The following is a 19,873-nucleotide window of genomic DNA, read 5'->3' on the forward strand; positions in this document are numbered from 1 at the left end:
AAGGACTCATCCGTCGGAAGGTCACGAGTCGATGAGTCCTTCGACCGTTCCCCGCCATCCGCGGCGCTGGTAGTCCCGGGGCGACATGCCGTGGGCACCGATGAAGACCTTGGTGAATCCGGACGCGTGCGCGTAGCCGAGTCGACGGGCGGTCTCTCCGGCCGAGAAGCCCTCCTCGAGATAAGCGCGGGCGAGGGTCATCCGCAACTGACCGCGCCAGCGCGGGAAGCTCTGGCCGGTGGCCGCTACGAAGCGTTTGTGGAGCAGGCCCTCGTCGACGCCGAGTCGAGCGCTCCACTCCGGCAGCGTGCGCGAATCGGTGGGGTCCGCGCGGAGTGCGGTAAGGATCGTTTCGACAGGATCGGTTCGGCCGCCGGGTGTCCGCGTCGCCGCGCTGTTTCGGATCAGCCTCGAGATCCTCGCTGGGTCATGGATTTCGGGGCGCAGAAGGGTGTAATTCGCAACGACCGTGTGCAACAGATACGCCTCCGCTTCGCGCGCGAAGTGCAGCACTCGTGGCGGCGGTGCAGTGACGGGAGAGTCGCCAGGCTGGGATCCGAGCGGAAGTAGAAGCGAACCCTCCGCGATCTCGACGCTGTTGCGTACTCCCGCGGGAAGCCACATCGCGTCGCCCCGCCTCAGATTCCAGGTTCGGTCGCCGAAAGTGACCCGGGCGGAGCCTCGGTAGATCCAGACGATGACGTGAAAGTTGTTGACCCTGACCCACGTTCCGCTTGCGGGAATCGTCGGCGGTATCGGCGCCGAGCCTGAGTGGGCGCCTTCCTCGGACAAGAGTGCGACGCTCTGTGCCAAGGTCTCGTTCTCATGGATCGGCGCTGAGCCTTGGTTTGCACGTGTGTAGTCACTGGGTGTCACACCGGTGTGTTCACGGAAGGCACGGGTGAATCCCGCGGGCGTCGCGAATCCGACCTGCCCACCCGTCCATCCGATTTCGCGGCCGGAGTTCAGGTATGCGATTGCTGCCGCGATCCGGGCCGAGGTGCGCCAACGCGCGAAAGGCAACCCCGTCTCCTCCGTGAATCGGCGCTGCAGGGTGCGGACGCCGATCTTGAGTTGCCGGGCGAACTGGGAAAGCTCCGTGTCGTCGGCTGGCGTCCGTAGAAGCGTGCGAGCGATCTCGAGGGTCTCGGCCGAGCGTGGCAAATTCGGTGGGGCGTACGACACCGAAGCGTCGGCGTCGTTGGAATGGGCCCCCGCGACAAGCTCGAGTAGTCCGGCCCCCACAGTCGCCCCACCGCGCAGAAATCCCAAGTTGTGCGCGAACTGGTGGACGAGCCAGTCCTGCCAGGCTGCCGGGATCTCGAAATCGATGATCCGGTTCAACGTGGGCGGCAGGTCGGCAGCGGGCATCGGAATGGGAAACGCGACCGCTCCCGGGTCGACTCGGATGCTGTAGGCGATTCCCGCGGGCACCCAGGTTGCCGCCCCAGCGGTCACGCTGCGGGTGCGGTCGCCGATCTGTAGTTCCGCGTGTCCGGTGTGTACCCAGAAGAGCAGTGGCTCACGTGCATTCGCGATCAAGGAGAGTCGGGACGCGGGGATCTCGGGGACTTCGCCCGCGGAGAACACCAACCGTGGTCCCACGTATGCCCTCCCGATTCAGATGCTTTCTCACGCAGCCACCGATGAGTGTAAGAAGTCGGCACGCACGGATAACCGTAACCGATTAGGGCAGGCTAGCTTTATTCAATGGCCCTCCCGCCGTGATCGAGCGTGGGTCGAACCCCCCATCTGTGCGCTTCCGAGGAGTCTTTCCGTGCCCCGAAACACCCGTCCGACAACGGCGTACTCAGTCACCTTGCGTGAACTCGGGGTACGTCAGGTGACAGACGTGACGCCGGGCATGCGGAGAGTGACGCTCACCGGAGCGCAGCTCGAGACCTTCACAAACGCCGACGGCTTTGCCGAGCCCGCCTTCGTCAGCACCGGCTTCGACGACGACCTCCGATTGTTGTTCGCCTATCCTGGCGAAACCGATCCGGTCTTGCCGGTGATAGTCGACGGCACTGTGACTTTCGCAGCGGGACGCCGTCCACTTGCCCGCGCGTACACCGTGCGCCGTTACGATCCGCGAACAAGGGAACTCGACGTCGATTTCGTCGTTCACGGCGTTGGAGTTGCTACCACCTGGGCGCGCGACGCCGGCCCGGGCGACCGAATGCACATCGCGGGTCCCTCTGTATCGCAGGGACTCCCGGAAGATTGCGAGTATCTGCTCGTCGTCGGTGATGAGACGGCGCTACCTGCGATCGCACGTCTGCTCGAGGAACTGCCTGCCGATGCCAGGGGGCATGTGTTCGTCGAAATTGCGGACTCGGCTCACATTCAATCGGTGCGCGAGTTGCCCGGGGTGAGTGTCACGTGGTTGCCACGCGAAGGGGCGGAGCCCGGCACTACTTCTTTGTTGCTCGACGCGGTCAGTGCTGCCGAATGGCCTGACGGACGCGTATTCGCTTGGCTTGCAGGCGAACAGGCGACGATTCGCTCGCTTCGGCGTCATTTGATTCGTGATCGGGGGATTGCGAAGACCGACATCGATTTCACCGGCTACTGGAAACGCAGCGACACAGTGCGCACAGATTCCTGACCCGGCTCCATCGCTCGGTAAGACCGAAGCGCTCGATAACACCGAAAGGCAGAAATGACAGTCCTGCGCACCAGACGATCACGGATCATCGGACTGATCGGGGCCGCGCTCGCCGCAGCGCTCCTTGTGTCCGGGTGCTCGGCCTCGGCCGAAAACTCGAAAACGGCGTCCACTCCCGGTTCGGAGGGGAACGCCCTTCCCGCTGCGGAAGGAACGACTACTTACCCGCTGACCCTGGAATCGCCATACGGTACAAGTATTCTCGAGAAGCGACCGGAGCGGATCGCCGCAATCGTGCCCAATGCCGTCGACACGGAAATGCTCCTCGCGCTCGGCGTCAAACCCGTCCTCTCCTCGTCGATGGTGAAGGAATCGGCTTCCCAGTCGTACTTGCTGCCTTACGGCGCAGAGGATCTCGACACCTTCGAGTTCGCGATGGGCGGCACACTTCCCGTCGAAGCGATCGCCGCGAGCGAACCTGACCTCATCGTCGCCGTCGGCTGGGCCGACGGCCTGGGTGGTTTGTCGATGGGCGATTACTACGAACGTTTGTCCTCCATCGCACCGGTGGTGACGAGCCCCGACACGAAGTCGCGGATGCTCGTGCCGTGGAAGGAATCGATCCGCGTACTCGGCGAGACACTCGACCTCTCGAAGGCAGCCGAAAAGATCGTGGCGGACCATGATCGGTATTTTGCGAAGGTGCGTCAGGAGAACCCTGAACTCACTGGCCTGACCGCAACCTGGGCGATCTTCTACGGAACCGGCAATGGGCTGCAGTACCTTTCAGCGCCCGATTCGGCTCCGGCAACTTTCTTGGGCGAGCTCGGTTTTGCCGAGAACCCGCGTGCACAGGAGTTCGTCACCCAAAGCACTGTCGGCGAGGAACTTCTCGAGAACATCGATGCGGACTTCCTGCTGATCGGCCGCAGTGCCGCCGGCAGCGAGGAGGATTTCGACAAGCTGACCGGCGGGAAGCTCTTCCAAGCGCTGGGAGCGGTGTCCTCCGGTCGTTGGGTCGCTCTGCCTCCTCGCACCGCCGACGGTGGCGACGTTCTGTGGGCAATCACGAGCGGTGGCCCGATCGGAACGATGTGGGCGGCTGAACATATCGTGCCGCTCATCAGCGCGAAGCTGTAGGCGTACAACTGGAGAACGGAAAGCCCTCACCCGTCGCCACACGATTGTGTGGCGACAGGTCGTTCGTACAGCAGGTGTCCCGGGTTTGAGGGTTGCCTATGGGACGAAGAAGGTTGCGAAACCCGGGGTGACAGGTCCGGCGGCAGGCAATATGGCGACGGCAACTTGCCCGGCTCCAGTCTGCAGGGTTGCCTCTCCCGGGGTTCCTTGGTTGTCGCCAGAAAGCCGACCGGTGCCGGAGGCTCCTGTCGAGAGGTTCATCCAGCGCACTTCCGTCGAAAGCATGCAACCCCACCGCTCGTCTTTGGCGCCGGTGATCGTCACCGTGCCAGGTTGTTCGCCGACTACCGCCACACAGTGGACAGGGGGTGCGTCGAAGCTGCCGTTTGGGTTCCCGAACGGCGCCGGGTTGATTTGGAACGGAACGGTGACCGCAGCGGAGGCAACGGCTGCGGGCGCGAGAACCGATACGGCCACTATGGATACGCAGGCAGATAGTCGGCGTACGAGATTCGTCACGGCAACCTCCGGTAATCGAAGACGGTGTGGTGCCCATGCTCTACCCGGAGCGCAATTACCGCAAGGGGATCCAGTTTTCGAGCCAGCGGCGGTTCATGAATCGCTGAGTGCGTGACCGTTTGTAGAATCGTTGTCCTGCAACGCGTATCGGTATACGAAGCCTGTATTGGGCGGTGAATAGCCCAATCGTGCTGGGCTCCACCGAAAGTACTAACTTTCCAGCCATCGGCCAGCCGGCTTGCGGTGTAGCTCGACAAAGCTGGTGTTGTTCGCAAGGCGGGCTGAACGATTTCTCAGGGAAGGCAATGGATATGGATGATGCGCTCGTTCCGCTCGAAGATGCACTCCCGCAGCTGTTCTCGCATCTTTCGCGGTTTCACGCTGGCGTGAGGGGTCTGCGGCGTGGGCAGCCAAGCCGCGTTTGGGGGTCGAGCCTCTAACTGTCGAATGATTGCGACAGCAGTGGATTTCGTTGGATAGAAGTGCGGAGACCAATCCTGTGGTGGTGGCTGCGGATCTCGAAATCACGTTTCATCTACCAAACAAATGCTTGATCGCTAGAGTGTGTGCGACATCGAAAGCCCGACAAAGCTCGATTTCGAAGGAGTTCGTATGGTTGCACCTCAGGCTTATGTCGTCGATGCGCTCCGCACTCCGGTGGGTAAACGGCACGGCTCGCTCGCAGGAGAGCACCCAGCGGACATGGGGGCCCACGTGATCACATCGATTCTCGACCGCACTCGACTGGACCCGATGGCCGTCGACGATGTGATCTTCGGTTGTGTCGACGCTATCGGGCCGCAATCGGGCAACATTGCCCGCACCGCCTGGCTTTCAGCAGGCCTACCCTTGGACATCCCAGGAACGACAGTCGACAGACAATGCGGATCTTCACAGCAAGCCGTCCACTTCGCAGCGCAAGCGGTCATGAGCGGGACCCAAGATGTGGTGCTTGTCGGCGGTGTGCAGAACATGTCCGCGATTCCTATCTCGGCGGCGATGCGTGCCGGCAACGAGTACGGATTCGACACACCCTTCAGTAAGTCCCGGGGGTGGGCAGCACGATTCGGTGAGGCCGAAATCTCACAGTTCGTCGGCGCCGACCTGATTGCCAAGAAATGGGGTATCAGCCGTGAAGACATGGAGGAGTGGGCACTGCAATCGCATCAGCGTGCCCGTGCTGCCATCACAGACGGCCGATTCGAGCGTGAGACAGTGTCATTGGGCCAATGCGTCGTTGACGAATGCCCACGAGAGACATCCATGGAGCAGATGGCTGCACTGCCCGCATTGAGGGATGGCTCGTTGCTGACGGCTGCTGTGGCTTCGCAGATCTGTGACGGCGCATCAGCGGCCCTGATTGTCTCCGAGAAGGCGCTCGAGGTTCATGGATTGAAGCCACGTGCGCGCATTCATCATATGAGCGTGCGCGGCGACGATCCGATGCTGCAACTCTCGGCGCCGATACCCGCGACGAAGTATGCACTGGCGAAATCCGGCATGGCGATCGGCCAGATGGATACCGTAGAAATGAACGAGGCATTCGCTTCGGTAGTTCTGAGCTGGTTGATCGAGACGGGTGCAGATCCCTCCCGGGTCAATCCCAACGGTGGTGGAATCGCATTGGGCCACCCTCTTGGGGCCACTGGCACCAAGTTGTTCGCCACGATGTTGCACGAGTTGGACCGCATTGATGGACGGTACGGACTCCAAACCATGTGTGAGGGTGGCGGGACCGCGAACGTCACCATCATCGAGCGGCTGAGGTAAAATCGCCGACTGCGGTCATCACCTGGGTGCGACGGGACCGGCAATGTATCCCCGCGTGTAAGACAAGCGATGTCAGAGGGTGATCGTGCGGGTGGGCTCCCAGATGGCGGGGTCGCGGTGGGTGACGACGAAGACGGTGGCCGCCAATTCCCGCACGGCGCCGGCGATACGGCGCTCGGTGGCCTCGTCGAGGGCCGAGGTGGCTTCGTCGAGAACCAGGACGGGAGCGTCTTTGAGGAAGGCGCGAGCGATCGCCACCCGCTGACGTTCGCCGCCGGAGAGAGCGGCACCCTGGTGTCCGATGTCCTGATGAATGCCGAGCGTCGAGCGGTCGAGAACGGCGCCGAGGGCAGCGCGCCTTGCGGCGTCCTCGATCTCGGTTTCGGTAGCGCCCGGTCTCCCCAGTCCGATGTTCTCCCCGAGGGTGCCCGAGAACACGAGTGGGTCCTGCGGCACGTAGCCGATATGTGCCGCCAGAGCGTCGTAGGGCAAGTCGCGCAATGAAACTCCGCCCAGAGTGACGCTGCCTTGGTCAGGATCGTCGAAGCGCATGAGCAGCCCGAGAAGTGTGCTTTTCCCCGTACCCGAGCGTCCTGCGACGAGAACTCGCTCACCCGCGGGGATCTTCGCGGTGATGCCGCGCAGAACCGGAGCGTGGTCTACCCCGGCGACCTCGATGTCAGTTCCAACAGGGCGCGCGGCGTCCCGGGGTGCGGGCTCGGCCAGTGCGGGAGCCGAAGTCGCGGCGCGGTAGTCGCGAACCGTTGCGCGCAGTTCGTTGACTCCGATTCCGGCCAGGGCGAGTTCGTCGAGCGGCGCAGCGGCGCGAGCGGTGAGGACGACGAGGGCGAGAGCGGCTGCGGGATCGTCGAATCCGGTGGCGGCGAGGAAAATCACTGCACCTGCCAGCGGCACAATGGTGGCGATCGCCGAGATGAATGTCGCTGGTGCCGCGGCGAGATTTGTCCGTGCAAGCGCGGCTTCCTGATTCCGCCAGCTTCGCTCGATTCGTTCGACGGAACGTGTGGGACCGGCTGCTGTGAGCAGTAATTCGAGGTGGTCGGTGAGCTCGAGCGTCGACTGAGTTGCTGCGAGCTCGGCTTCGTGTCGGCGCTCGTCCGCTCGGCTGAGCGCACGTTGGGCCAGCGTCTGAGCGACGAGCGACACGGCGAGCAGTCCACCGACGAGCAGCATGACGGCTGGCCCCGCGACGACCGCGATCCCAGGAAGCAGGAGCAGCGGGATCAGCGGTGCAACCAGGAAGGTCTGAAGTTGGTGCGCGGGAACACTCATCAGCGACGGGATTCCGCGCCCGGCGACGGTGGCGAGCAGTGCCCGGTTGTCGTCGGTGAACCAGGACAGTTTCGCACGGGCGAAGGCGTCGCCGAGAGCGTCGTAGAGATCGCCGACGAGTCGAGCCCCGGTGAAGTAACCGCCCCGTGAGACCAGGACGGTCACGAAGAGAGCGATGGTGGCCGTGGCCAGGACGAGGACCGGCGACCGGTGATCAGCGATCGAGAGCGCGAGGGTGGTGTACGCGATCGCTTCGAGGACAGCGACGGACACCCAACCGAGTCCGATGGTGATCAAGCGTCGTCGGGCTGCATTGGCGCTGTTCATTATTCGGCTCCAGTCAGGGCTGCATTGTGCGAGGCGGCGTCATTCACGTTTCGACCGCCGAGGTCGAGTCGATCGTCGGCATCGTCTGCAAGAGCGGGGTCGTGGGTGACGATCACGACCGTCTTTCCTTCGAAGTGCGCGAGGTGCCGCAATTCTTTCAGCAGTTCTGCCGCTGTCCGATCGTCGAGTGCACTGGTCGGCTCGTCGAGTAGCAGTACTGCTGCGGGCGAGAGGAACACCCGAGCGATCCCGACGCGCTGACGTTCTCCTCCGGAGAGTGAAGTGGCGTGGGCGTCGAGGCTGACGTCGATCTGTGCCCGGCGTAGTGCGGCGGTGTATTCCGCGTCCGTTGCATCGGGGGCGGCCAGCGCGATGTTCTCGCGCACCGTGGCAGGTAACACGTCTGCGCCCTGGGGTGTGAGCAGAACGGACTGTGGCCGCAGGTTCTCGTCGATCGCGGTGATGCTACGACCTGCGTAGCGGACGGTACCCAGTTCCGGGATCTCGAAGCCGGCCAATGCTTTCAGGAGCGTCGACTTGCCTGCTCCACTCGGTCCCGTGATCGCAGTGATCGTGGCTGGGCGGAATGCATGCGTGACGTCGTCGACGACTCTGCGGTCCGCGATCGTGACAGTCAGGTTGACGATCTCCAGTCGATCGGAGGGACTCGAGGCCGGAACGGTTGGCGCTTCACCGGCAGGGAGGGTGGGTTCGTCCAGGGCAGCGGCGAGCCGGCCCGCAGCAGAGCGTCCAGCAGCGACGTAGTCGAGGCCGTGCCCGAGCCGCAGGGCCGGTGTCACGATTGCGAGGCTGAAGAGAATGGTGGCGGCCAACGTCGTTGCATCCCAGTGGAATCCGACGGCATAGGCGATCGCGAACGTCGCCGTCGCCTGCATGAGGGCAACGGCGACGGCCGCAGGGGTAGCCACGAGTCGAACGCGCTCCTGCATTCCCCGGGTGAACCGTGCTGTCGATTCTGCATAGTCGGCGGCAGCGCCGGTCTGCGCGCCGTAGATCCGGCAGACGCGGATGCCGCGGGCATAGTCGTCCACGGCAGTCACGATGTCGCCCATGACATCTGCACTTTCGGCGCTGTGCCGAGCGGCCATTCGGGGGATCACGACCAGGTAGAACAGAGCTGCCACGATGCCGGGGACCAGAGCGAGAAGCGCCACGGGGCCGGCTGAGGCAACCAACGCCGCGATCATGACCGCGGGGACCACGATGAGTGTGGCGAACTCGGCCGGTAGGTGCGCAGTCATATGGTGCAGCGCCGAGATGTCGTCCGAAACGAGCCTCCTCAGCGCGTCTCCGCTGTAGCGGGACAGCGTGCTTGCCGGTAGGCGAACGAGGTGGGCTGCGAGTTGGCGGCGAACCCTTGCCTCGAAAAGCGATTCCGCGTGGTGCGAGAGCCACGACGATGTGGCAGCGAGCGCGACGCCCACGAGCCATAGCGCACATGCCCACCCGGCCCAGCTCATCGACGGTTCACCGATGAGTTGCACGACGCACCAGAGCGCCCCGAGCATCGCGACCCCCGACGCTGCGGCCGCGACGACCCCGGCAGCCAATGCAGGCAGCGCCGGGCGCAAGGCCGGGACCAGCGACGGTTCGACGAGAGGGCGGGGCATGGATAACTCCTTGAATCAGCGCCAGGGTGCAGGCACGACAAATGACCGAGACCTAAGGTTAGGGGTCGATGGCTCCATGTGGTTATCGCCGTACGCCGATTTCTTACACTCGCACAGCATCTGTCGGTGTCAGGATGCGGCCGAGATGGAACTCATGACGTCTTCCCACACGCCCATGACTGCGGGTTCGGTTGGACCCGTTTGGGTGAAGACTGCCACGCATTTGCGGCGGAAGTCGTACATCTCGATAGAGCTGGTCAGGCCGTGAACGCCGTGGGTGCGAGTCAGCCAGCACTCCGAGACACCATTCAGGTCGATCATCGTCCGGCAGGTGTCGGACGCCAAAGTCAGCGTCCCCCCGAACATGGCTGCGGCGTCGAGGTCACCACGGTGGATCTGCAGGCATCCGTTCCCGGCGACGACGGTCGTGACGGGAAGTTGGTGGTAGGACAGGTGCTCCATCCCGGCAGCCACGAGGTGAGGATCGACTCGCCGGTAACCGAGGGCGCCCAGAGCGACCAGGCCGCTACGACGTTCGCTGCCGCCGTCCGCGAGGATGAAGTCGAGCTGTGTCAGCTGATCGGCTTCGGCCCAGAATGCGGGCGTATTCGACGTCTGGATGGGAGGGCTTGTTTCCCTCGCAGTGCTCGGCGCAGTTCGCATCGCTTCGAAGGCGAGACGATCCGAGGCCGGGGTCAAATACGTGGTGTGTGAACTTGATCCGTGGATGTCGAAAATGCGGAGCGTCGGCGGTATGTGCTGCTCTGCTTCCGTGGTCACCACCGAGCCGAGGGAGGCAACGTTCAAACGCAGAGAGACGAGCCCGGGCGTGCAGACCAACGGATCTCCGGGAACTGTCGGAACGGAGTACTTGCCCGAGTCGTTGACAGCCACCGGGCCTGCGACGGTGATTGCTACGGTGTCGTCCAAGAGCGGCAACATTTCGCCGACTACGTCAGGTGCGGTGTCGATCAGTCCACCACGGAACCCCGGACGCGCAAGCAGTGCGTCCAGGTCCGACATGCGTGCCAAAGCTGCGCAACGACATTCGCCACGGTGCGGGCACATCTCAGTAGACATCCCTTAGATACCGCTTCGATCGTTTGAGGTTGTTGACGTAATCCTCGGCGGCGTCCGCATCCAATCCGCCGTGCTCGGCGACGACCTCGTGCAATGCGTCGTCGACGTCCTTTGCCATCCGAGTGGCGTCGCCGCAGACGTACACGTGCGCACCGTTTTCGAGCCAGTCGAACAAGTCTCGGCCCTGCTCGCGCATACGAGTCTGGACGTAGATCTTCTCGGACTGATCGCGCGAGAAGGCCAGATCGAGGCGAGTCAGGACACCGTCACGGGTCAGCCCGTTCAACTCGTCCTCGTAGATGAAGTCGCTCGACTGATGCTGATCGCCGAAGAAGAGCCAATTCTGCCCCGACGCGTTGCGCGCGCGACGCTCGTGCAGGAAAGCGCGGAAGGGTGCGATACCGGTGCCGGGTCCGATCATCACGACGGGAGTAGTGTCATCGGCAGGTAGGCGGAACGAATTGTTCTTGGAGACAAAAACTCCGACCCGATCTCCCTCGCCGACGCGGTCCGCCAGGTACGTCGAGCAGACGCCGCCGCGGTCCCGCTCGCCCGAGCGGTAGCGCACACTCGCTACCGTCAGATGGACGGTGCCGTCGTGGGCCAGCGGGCTGGAGGAGATCGAATAGACCCGATGTTGCAGCGGGCGAAGAAGTGTAAGCAGATCCTCGGGATTCAGGCGAATGCTGTTGTCCAACTGGAGGAGATCGAGAACGTCCTTGCCCCACAGCCACGCATCGAGCGCTTCCCGATCTTCCGTGTCGAGAATATGCTGCAGTTCGGCGTCGCCGCTGCGTCGGGCGATGTCTTCGATCAAATCGCGCGAGGGAATGGAGATCTCGTAGTCGCTGGTCAACACCTGGTCCAACGGTGCGGACGAGCCGTCTTTCGCGGTAACCACGTAATCGCCGCTGACACCGAGCTGATGGATGATCGCCTCGACGAGGGCGGGGTCGTTGATCGGGCGGATGCCCAATCCATCTCCGGCCTCGTAGTCCAGACCGTCCTCGCCGAGCGCAAAGGTGAAGTGGCGGACTTCCTTGGCTGAGTCCTCGCCGGACAACAGCCGGTTGGCGAGGACGGTTGCAGGATAGGGGTTCTTGCGAGTCCACTGGGACTTGGTCTTCGTCTGAGCGGGCGCAACCGGCGAGGCAGCGGCCCCCGCATCACCGTCGACACCGGCCACCGCAGCGACGGCCCGAACGATCCACTCGGCCGCCGGATCCTCGTAGTCGACGTCGCAATCGGTGCGGTCGACAACCCGGGTCCCGCCGAGCGCTTCGAAGCGGGCGTCGATGTTCTTTCCCGACTGGCAGTACCCGTCGTAGCTGGTGTCACCGAGTGCGAGTACTCCGAAGTAGAGACCCTCCAGCCGGGGCGCACTCTCGGATTCGACTGCATCCCAGAACAGCTGCGCGTTGTCGGGCATCTCGCCCTCGCCGTAGGTGGAGGTGATGACGAGCACCCGGCGCATGGCGGAAAGTGCATTGATATCCACGGTGTCCAGACTCGCGACAAGTGGTTCGAGACCGTGGGCACGAGCAGCTGCGGCTACGTCTTCAGCCAAGGACTCCGCGTTGCCGGTCTGACTTCCGTAAAGGATGTGCACGGCTGCGCCGGCAGCTCTCTCCACTGTCGCTGTTGCAGTACCGGTTTGACCGGACATGACAGTTCGCGAGTGTAGACCGGCCAGGAATCCGGAAAGCCACGCGCGCTGGTCGCCGGTGAACGGTGCGTATTCGGGGATGTACGGGATTTCCATGATTTGAAGCTCACCTACTTTCGGGGAGGAGGTCAGGACACCAGGTCGGGGATCGTGCGCGAAGCGAACAGTTCGTCGAAGTTCGGCAGTGATCCGAGCTTGTCCCGATTCTTGTTGTCTTGAAACAGAATCCACCCGTACGTCGCCGGGCTGTCCATGGCCAACACGTTGCGTAGGCTCAGCGCCTGCTTGTAGTCGTCGACCCGCTTGGCTGCAATCAGCGCAGCCAACTGTTCGTCGTCGTAGTCGGCCAGAATCTCTTTCGAGTACTTGACCAAGTGCTGGACGAGGGCGAAGTCCTCGGTCAGCACCAGGTTTCGGGCCGCTTTCTGCACTGCTGGATCGTCGGGTCCGGACGCACCCGGCGTGCGGGCGGTGGCGAGTTGTTGCGCGAAGTGAAGCACGGTGTACGCACTGAGCAGCGCATACATCGTCGCGGTATCGGTCTCGCCATAGGCGGGGACTGCTCCGTTCAGTGCGGGGCGCCCATCGCGCACTGCGAGTTTGAACGTGCGGACCTGACGTGCTGCGATGGCGGACGCCAATTCTTCGAGAAGCTCTTTGTGCGACTTCGCAGCCAGGATTGCATCGCTGTCCTGGTAAAGCATCAATGCCTTGGGCATGGCGTAGACGAACGAGTGCTGTTCGACTTCCCAGTTCTCGAGCAGTCGGGTGCCGAGCGCGGATCCCGTTGCCTCCACATGCAGTTCGAGCAGGAGTTGTACCGCGTGGTTGTGGACGGCGGCCAGAGGATCGGTCGCAGCGGTGATCGAACCCAGCAGTACGGAATCGGTACTTGCTCGCAGTGCCAATTCGCCACGAGGGTCGTACTGGTAGAAGAACCCACCACTCATGCCGTTGCCGACACCCTTGCCGAACTCGCCGAGATTCACGACAGCACCGTTAGTCATGTACTCGCCGGCGAAGTCTCCGACACCTTCGACGACAGCACTGGCGCCGGAGTTGCGAACTGCGAAGCGATCGCCTGCTTCACCTTCGACGAACACTCGTCCACCGGTGGCGCCGAAGAGCGCGAAGTTGCCGATCAACACGTTTCCACCGGCGTCACTGGAGCCGCCGCCTGGGCTGCGCACGGCAATCACGCCGCCGCTCATGCTCTTTCCTACGCCGTCGTTACATGTCCCGGTGTGTTCCAGGTGCATGCCGTCGTTGCAGAATGCGCCGAACGACAGGCCCGCAGATCCGGTCGTCAGGACGCGCACGCTGCCCGGCGCCAGGTAGCGTCGCCCACGCTCGTCGGTCAGTACTCCCGGAGCGAGAAGGCCGGCCGCTCCGTAGTTGAGTTCGCGTTCGAGGTCGATCGCCAACTGACCACCGACGCTCTTGTTCCGGTTACCCAGGTGCAGTGCACCTTCGGCGAATTCAGGTCCGGACACGGCGACCGAGGCCTCGCCACGGTTGAAGAACACCGTACGAACCTCGTCCATGATCTTCTCGTCGAGCGCGTACTCACGTTCGAGGTACACAGGATTGTCGATGGTGATGTCCGGGGCGGACTCGAACATCGCGTCCAGCTTCAGATTGCCGACAATAGACGGGTGATCGAGCAGATGCAGGAGATCCGTTCGACCCCGCGCTTCCTGAAGGGACCGCATTCCCAGATTCGCGAGCAGTTCCCGAGTTTCGTGAGCGATGTTGAGAAGGTACTGCGCCATCGCGCGGGGATCGCCGTCGAACAGTTCCGGGTTGGTGGTCAGACCGGCGGGGCACTTGATGTTGCAGTTCTTGGCCATGACGCAGCCCATCATCATCAGCGCCGACGTACCGAACTCGAAGCTGTCTGCGCCGAGTAGGGCGGAAGTGATGATGTCGCTGCCGGTCTGATGCGCGCCCGAGCATCGCAGAACGACTTTCTGGCGAAGGCCGTTGGCACACAGAGCTTGATGGACCTCCGCGATACCGACCTCGGCCGCACGACCCGCGTATTTGAGGCTGGTCACCGAAGCTGCGCCGGTGCCACCGGTATTTCCGGCGACGTTGATGACGTCGGCGCCGGCCTTGGCGACACCGACGGCGATGGTGCCGATTCCTTCCGAGGACACCAACTTCACGATCACCCGAATGCGAGCTGCCTTGCAGTCGTGGATGAGCTGAGCGAGGTCCTCGATGGAGTACGTGTCGTGGTGAGGCGGCGGCGAAACCAGTTCGACGCCGGGCGTTCCGCCGCGGGCGGCAGCGATGTCGACGGTGACCTTGGCGGCCGGAAGCTGCCCGCCCTCACCGGGTTTTGCGCCTTGGCCGAGTTTGATCTCGATCTCTTCGAGCATCGGATCGGCGAGGTAGCCCGCCCAGATTCCGAAGCGTCCGGATGCAAACTGCTTGATGCGCGATGCACGAATCGTGTTGTAGCGCGAAAGGTGTTCGCCGCCTTCGCCGCTGTTGGACATCGCACCGACCATGTTCGTGCCGTGCGCGACGGCTTCGTGCGCCGGAGCGTTCAGTGCGCCATGGCTCATGGCACCCGACGCCAACTTCGGGGTGATGTCGCTTGCACTCTGTACCTCGGAGAGAGGTACACCTGCCGGTGCGACCCTCAGCTTGGAAAGGAACTCTGCCGCAATACCGGTTGCATTCAGCACCAGATCCGGGTCGGTGGCCTCGATGGTGACGTCGTCGGCAAAGGCGACGGAAAGAGCATCGCCGAGTGCTACCACCCGAGCGGTGTCGTCGGCCAGTGGACCGTCCAGGCTAAGTGTGTACTGGCCGTCCGCGGCAGATTCACACCGGATTCCACGAATCACGATCGTCTTATTGCCGCGCACCGAGAATCGGCTGATCTGGTCGGTGAACTCGGCTGTCGTCACCGCAAATGTGACATCACCGGGCACGGAGATGACATCGCGCAACGCGGCGGGACGACGCGATCGTTCCGCAGCCATGACAGTGGAAAAGTCCCGGTACCCGGCGGTGATGTCGTAGTCGTCGATCTGCTCGGTGGTCAACCGGTCGAAGCTCGTCGCCCGGTATGCCCCGGCGTCGAGGCGGAAGGCGTCGTCGAGCCGTCCGAGCGGCAGTAGACGTAGAGCCTCGAATTGTTCTGTTCCGGAGGGACTGTCGAACGCGATCTTCTCTTCGGTGAGTTCGACGTACTTACGGACCGCGGTGGTACCGAACGAATGCCCTGCGCCGTCTGCACGCTCCTTGAACAGGCCGAGCAGTGGCAGATCCTTCTCGCCCCCGACTGCGCTCGCACGCTCGTGCCACTGCTTCGAGGTCACCGCGACGGTCTCGAAACCGACGCCACCCACCGGTGACTTCATGTTGGGGAACCACTGGCGCAGAACAGGGTCGGACGTATCGAGGAAGTTGGGCTCGAAAAATTCTCCGCCGATGTAGCTTTCGACGGTGCACAGACCGACGCGTCCCATCGTCTTCATCAGGGACTTCTCGGCGGCCTTCGCGAAGCGTCGGAACGCGGCATCCGGGTCAGCGGCGAACTTCTCCTCGGCTCGCAACTGAACGGACAGCGGGTAGACGGCGGAAGCGCCGAAACCGAGTGCGGCCGCAACGTGGTGGGAGGACTCGATCTGGCCGCTCTCCACGATGAGAGAGACGCGCAATCGCAGGCCCGCGTCGATGAGGCGTTGGTTCAATGCTCCGACGACCATGATCGCGGGAAGTGTTGCGCGCTCGTGAGATACGTGGCGGTCGGTCAGGACTGCGATTCCGCCCTGTTCGGCCGCGAAGGTTACAACAGCGTCGCCGAGCGCGGTCATCGCGTCGACCATTGCCTGCGCGTCACCCTCGGCGGGGTAGAGCATTTCGAAGCGGCGGTGCGGAGTGTGGTTCTGTTCGCGGATCTTGAGCATGTCCAGGTGCCCGAGGATCGGCGAGGCGATGACGATCTGCTTGCCCTGTCCGGGGGACATCTTCGCACCCAATGCGACCCGGAGGGTCATACCGTCCGCTTCACGGATGCTGTCGAGGGGAGGGTTGGTTACCTGGGCGAATCGCTGCGAAAAGTAACGTGCCACACCGCCTTCGCGGTCGCTGAATGCGTTGATGGCGTTGCCGTAACCCATGGCGGAGACCTTTTCGGCTCCGTGCGTGAGCATCGGATCCATCAGGAATTTGAAACTTTCCTGATCCAGGGAGTACGCCATGTAGCGCTGATGAACCTCGAAGGTGCCGTTGTAACGGGTCGGGGAGCTGACTTTCTCCGCTGGCACGGCGGGAATGTCTTCGATCAGGATTCGCGATTGCTCCAGCAACGACTGGTAGTCGCGCTGAGCGGCAATCTTTTCCAGAGCTTCGCGGGCAGTGTAGGTATGGCGATCGCGATGATCGAAGTACAACATTCCGCCGGCCTCGACGCGGCCACGGTGAATCACCGTCTCGGGTGCGAACGCGATCTGTCCGGCTTCGGAGAATGCGCACACGTAGTCGTGTGTCTCGATCGTGCGTAGTGGACGCAGACCGAGGCGATCCAGGCGCGCACCGATGATGGTGCCGTCGCCGAACACCAGCGCTGCCGGTCCGTCGTTCTTCTCCTCGTACAGCGAGAAGTACTCGAACATCGCACGCACTGCGGGGGAGAGGGTGGTGTCGTTTTCCCAGGCAGGCGGCATCATCGAGACCACAGCCGTCACCAGGTCGACACTGTCCTCGATGACGCGTGCTTCCAGGGTCTGATCGAGTCGGCAACTGTCGGACTGGCCGGGCGGACGGACGATCGCACGTCGTTTTGCACTGGCGACAGCAGCTTCGGAGAGCCGATTCTTCTTGTCCGTGTTCAGTTCTCCGTTGTGAGCCATGAACCGGAACGGCTGCGCCATCGTGGGATGCGGGTCCGTGTTGGTCGAGAACCGCGTATGGAAGTACATCGTGTGCACGGCGTGATCGGGGTCGACCAGGTCGCGGAAGTACGGGATCACTTCGTCGGAGTTCAAGCGACCCTTGAGAACCTGAGTTCGCGCGCTGAGCGAGAGTGGGTACAACCCGCGTAGTGCAGGGGTGTTGTACGCGATGGCTTCGATGGCGAGCAGAGCTTCGTGCACGAGGCGATCGACAACCGCAGGCTCGGGACGCGGAGTGGGGACCTCGAAAATCCACTGCCTGATCGGAAGCTGATGCGCGATGGCTGCCGGCCGAATCGCCGAGTCGTCGACCGGCACGTTGCGCACAGCGAGGGTGGTGAAGCCTCGGTCCAGAAGTTCGCGTTCCACCAGAGCGGCTGCACGAGCATGCTGAGCATCGTTGTCCGGAAGGAAGAAGTTGCCGACGCAGAAGCGGCCGGCGCGGAGATCTGAGCGCCCGGTGACCTTGCGGAAGAACCGGAGGGAGAGGTCAACCGAGACACCGCCGCCGTCGCCGACGCCCTCGGAAGACATACCGCCGCGGTGCGGTACCGAGCAGAGTGCTTCTCGCCCCTTGATCAGGACATCGTGGGTCTGCACGCCGTCCTTGCGCGTGATGAACCCGACCCCGCAACTGCTCTTGTCATCTGCGGGGTCGTACAAACCGACGATGGACGTGCTCACTGCAGCAACCTTCTCCCTGTCCTGGTTGCCCGGAGATTGTTCGACCGGGCAGATACGACGGCATGTATTCCGTCAGGGCAGGGCGTCGCTGCTTCGATGAAGCGGCACCCGAATGGGTTCAGACTACTGAGTAGAGGCTTACCTTAGTCAAGTCTACTTGGTGTGACTTGGATCTGAGCAGGTCAGAGGGTTGCTTTGTAGGCAAGTGCGTAGGCGATCTTGCCCGGCTTGTCGTCTGTGTACGGCTTGGACAGCTTTGCGAACTCGCCCTTGGACTCGGCTTTGCCGTCGTTCCAGGCCGACAGGACGCCAAGATCGGTGGCAGTGAATCCGCTGTCGACGACGGCATCGCCCGTCAACGCTGTCTGTGCTTTGGTCACCGACTTCACGGTGCCCAGGTAGCTGGAGAGATCATCGCGATTCCAGTTGGTGAGGTCGACGGGCGCGGTGTCGCGGACCCAGGCGCCCCAGTAGAACTCCTGGAACGGAATCGTGCCTGCGGCGAATCCGATGTCGCGGGAGAAGTACATCAAGCTGCGGTACTTGTCGTCGGCGAAGTTGGCCAGGCCGACGCTCTTCGGCAGAGCCTGGACCGGTACCTGGTTTCCGTCGACGTCACGCGACCAGACCCACTTGTTCTTTTCCATCTCGGTCCAGAAGGCGCCTTCACTCAGGCCACTGAGGTTGCCGAGAACCCGCAGTCGCACGTGCAGGTCGGGGCCTCCGTCGGCCGTCTCGATGAAGGACGTGAGGGTGTGGTGACCGTCGGTCAGGTAGAGATCGCCGCGGGGTCCGACGACCACGGTCTTCATGGGCGCGATGCTCTCGGCGGTTTCCTGACCCACTGGAATCTGGCAGGTGAAGGACGACGGGTCCTTCAGCGTCGACGCCGCAGTAGCGGTCGCGGCCTGGATCTGGCCGTTCGCCTCACACCAGTCGTCGAACTTCTTGTTGATCGTGTCTTTTCCGAGCGTGTATCGCCCGAGCTTGTAGTACACCTCGTCGTAGCCGAGTGACGGCTGTGTCGCGTGAACGTCGCCGATGCGCACGTCCAGGAGATCACCTTCCTTGGCGCACAGGTACTCCGATCCGCCGGCGGAGCCTGAGAACGAACCGGTGGAGATTCCGCCACACGCGAGGGGAGCGGCGACAGCGGGAGTGCTGACCAATGTTCCGGCGCCGAGCAGTGCCAGTGTTGTGAGTGCCGAGATGGCGGAACGACGCATGTGGGGATCTCTCCTGATGATGGGTTCGCACGTGAAGAAGCTTGCGTCACAATCGCTCAGGGTGGTTTCGGACTTACTGACAACAGACGTCCGCGCGGTGGCTACCACGTGAATTCACGTCGTAACCACCGCGCGGTGAGCCGGTAAGTCGGTCAGCCCTTGTAGTTGTAGAAGCCCTCGCCGACAGCGACGCCGAGCTTGCCTTCATCGATGTAGTTCTTCTTGATGTAGTCGGCGAATTCGCGCTGCTTCTCGCCGCCCTGGGAGGAGATGTTGTAGACGGTGGTCAACCCGACGACGTCCATGATCTGGAAGGGGCCGAACGGGGCTCCGGTGCCGATACGCCACGTCTTGTCGACCATGTCGGGATCGGCGATGCCGTCGATCAGCAGGTCGGAGGCCGCGTTGAGGAGCGGGACCAGGAGCGAGTTGAGTACGTAGCCCGCCTTCTCCTTCTTGAGTTCGATCGGCACCATGCCGATGTTCTTCGCGAACTCGACGACCTCGCGGTACACGGCGGGGTCGGTGGACTCGGTGCCCATGACCTCGGCAGTGTTGTTGACCCACACGTGATTTGCGAAGTGCAGTGCGAGGAACTTCTCGGGGCGGCCGGTGAACTCCTTGAGATCGCTCGGCAGCAGCGTCGAGGAGTTGGTAGCGAACACCGTGTGCTCAGGAGCAACCGTGGCAAGCTTCTCGTAGGTGTCGCGCTTGATGGCGATGTCCTCGGGAATTGCCTCGATGAGCAGGTCGGCCTTGGCGACGGCTTCGCCTAGATCGTACGAGTACGTAATACGTTGCAGCGCTTCGTCAGCCTTGCCTTCCTTGGCACCCTCGACGTTCTCGGCCTTGTAGGCCGCGGCCAACGAGTCGAACCGAGCCTTGGCCTTTTCGATGACCTCGGCGTTGATGTCGTACGCGACGACGTCGAAGCCGTGATAGGCGGTCTGATAGGCGATCTGTGAGCCGAGAACTCCGGTACCCAGAACGGTGATCTGCTTCAGTTCAGTCATTTT

At 62.9% G+C, this 19,873-nt stretch carries 12 protein-coding genes; 3 read left to right on the forward strand and 9 right to left on the reverse strand.

Features of this window, described 5'->3' with window-relative positions:
* Window positions 1-21: 21 nt before the first annotated feature.
* A complete protein-coding gene (locus QRN54_RS03975; protein WP_285181625.1) occupies window positions 22-1,605 on the reverse strand; it encodes a helix-turn-helix transcriptional regulator in 1,584 nt (527 codons plus the stop codon).
* 172 nt (window positions 1,606-1,777) lie between these two features.
* On the opposite strand from QRN54_RS03975, the gene QRN54_RS03980 reads away from it, so the two are divergent.
* Both QRN54_RS03980 and QRN54_RS03985 read left to right on the forward strand, forming a co-directional pair.
* Window positions 1,778-2,608 (forward strand): siderophore-interacting protein, encoded by an 831-nt coding sequence (locus QRN54_RS03980; RefSeq protein ID WP_285181626.1) that lies wholly within the window; start codon window positions 1,778-1,780, stop codon window positions 2,606-2,608.
* Window positions 2,609-2,662: 54 nt separating this feature from the next.
* Window positions 2,663-3,748, forward strand: coding sequence for an ABC transporter substrate-binding protein (locus tag QRN54_RS03985; protein ID WP_285181627.1), 1,086 nt, complete (start codon window positions 2,663-2,665; stop codon window positions 3,746-3,748).
* 96 nt (window positions 3,749-3,844) lie between these two features.
* Here QRN54_RS03985 and QRN54_RS03990 read toward each other — a convergent pair whose 3' ends face one another.
* Window positions 3,845-4,225 (reverse strand): hypothetical protein, encoded by a 381-nt coding sequence (locus QRN54_RS03990; protein ID WP_003943006.1) that lies wholly within the window; start codon window positions 4,223-4,225, stop codon window positions 3,845-3,847.
* Window positions 4,226-4,879: 654 nt separating this feature from the next.
* Here QRN54_RS03990 and QRN54_RS03995 point away from each other — a divergent pair.
* The gene (locus QRN54_RS03995; RefSeq protein ID WP_285181628.1) at window positions 4,880-6,037 is read left to right on the forward strand and encodes an acetyl-CoA C-acetyltransferase; all 1,158 of its coding nucleotides are present in this window, start codon (window positions 4,880-4,882) and stop codon (window positions 6,035-6,037) included.
* Window positions 6,038-6,109: 72 nt separating this feature from the next.
* Here QRN54_RS03995 and QRN54_RS04000 read toward each other — a convergent pair whose 3' ends face one another.
* The 7 genes from QRN54_RS04000 to QRN54_RS04030 form a co-directional block, all read right to left on the reverse strand.
* Window positions 6,110-7,657 carry an ATP-binding cassette domain-containing protein gene (locus tag QRN54_RS04000; protein ID WP_285181629.1) on the reverse strand — a complete coding sequence of 516 codons (1,548 nt, stop codon included), beginning with the start codon at window positions 7,655-7,657 and terminating at the stop codon, window positions 6,110-6,112.
* On the reverse strand, window positions 7,657-9,288 hold the full coding sequence (locus QRN54_RS04005) for an ATP-binding cassette domain-containing protein (protein WP_285181630.1): 1,632 nt from the start codon (window positions 9,286-9,288) through the stop codon (window positions 7,657-7,659). The genes QRN54_RS04000 and QRN54_RS04005 overlap by 1 nt, the downstream gene beginning before the upstream one ends.
* Before the next feature lie 129 nt (window positions 9,289-9,417).
* A complete protein-coding gene (locus QRN54_RS04010; RefSeq protein ID WP_058038398.1) occupies window positions 9,418-10,311 on the reverse strand; it encodes a ChuX/HutX family heme-like substrate-binding protein in 894 nt (297 codons plus the stop codon).
* 46 nt (window positions 10,312-10,357) lie between these two features.
* Window positions 10,358-12,130 (reverse strand): sulfite reductase subunit alpha, encoded by a 1,773-nt coding sequence (locus tag QRN54_RS04015; protein WP_218695667.1) that lies wholly within the window; start codon window positions 12,128-12,130, stop codon window positions 10,358-10,360.
* Between the two features lie 32 nt (window positions 12,131-12,162).
* On the reverse strand, window positions 12,163-17,631 hold the full coding sequence (locus QRN54_RS04020; RefSeq protein ID WP_285181631.1) for a glutamate synthase-related protein: 5,469 nt from the start codon (window positions 17,629-17,631) through the stop codon (window positions 12,163-12,165).
* A gap of 182 nt (window positions 17,632-17,813) precedes the next feature.
* Window positions 17,814-18,857 carry a ParB/Srx family N-terminal domain-containing protein gene (locus QRN54_RS04025; protein WP_007730324.1) on the reverse strand — a complete coding sequence of 348 codons (1,044 nt, stop codon included), beginning with the start codon at window positions 18,855-18,857 and terminating at the stop codon, window positions 17,814-17,816.
* A gap of 152 nt (window positions 18,858-19,009) precedes the next feature.
* Window positions 19,010-19,870, reverse strand: a complete 861-nt coding sequence (locus QRN54_RS04030; protein ID WP_065456520.1) for a 3-hydroxyacyl-CoA dehydrogenase — start codon at window positions 19,868-19,870, stop codon at window positions 19,010-19,012.
* Between the last annotated feature and the right edge of the window lie 3 nt (window positions 19,871-19,873).

Origin of the sequence: Rhodococcus sp. MEB032 (assembly GCF_030208925.1) — a bacterium.
GTDB lineage: Bacteria > Actinomycetota > Actinomycetes > Mycobacteriales > Mycobacteriaceae > Rhodococcus_F > Rhodococcus_F qingshengii.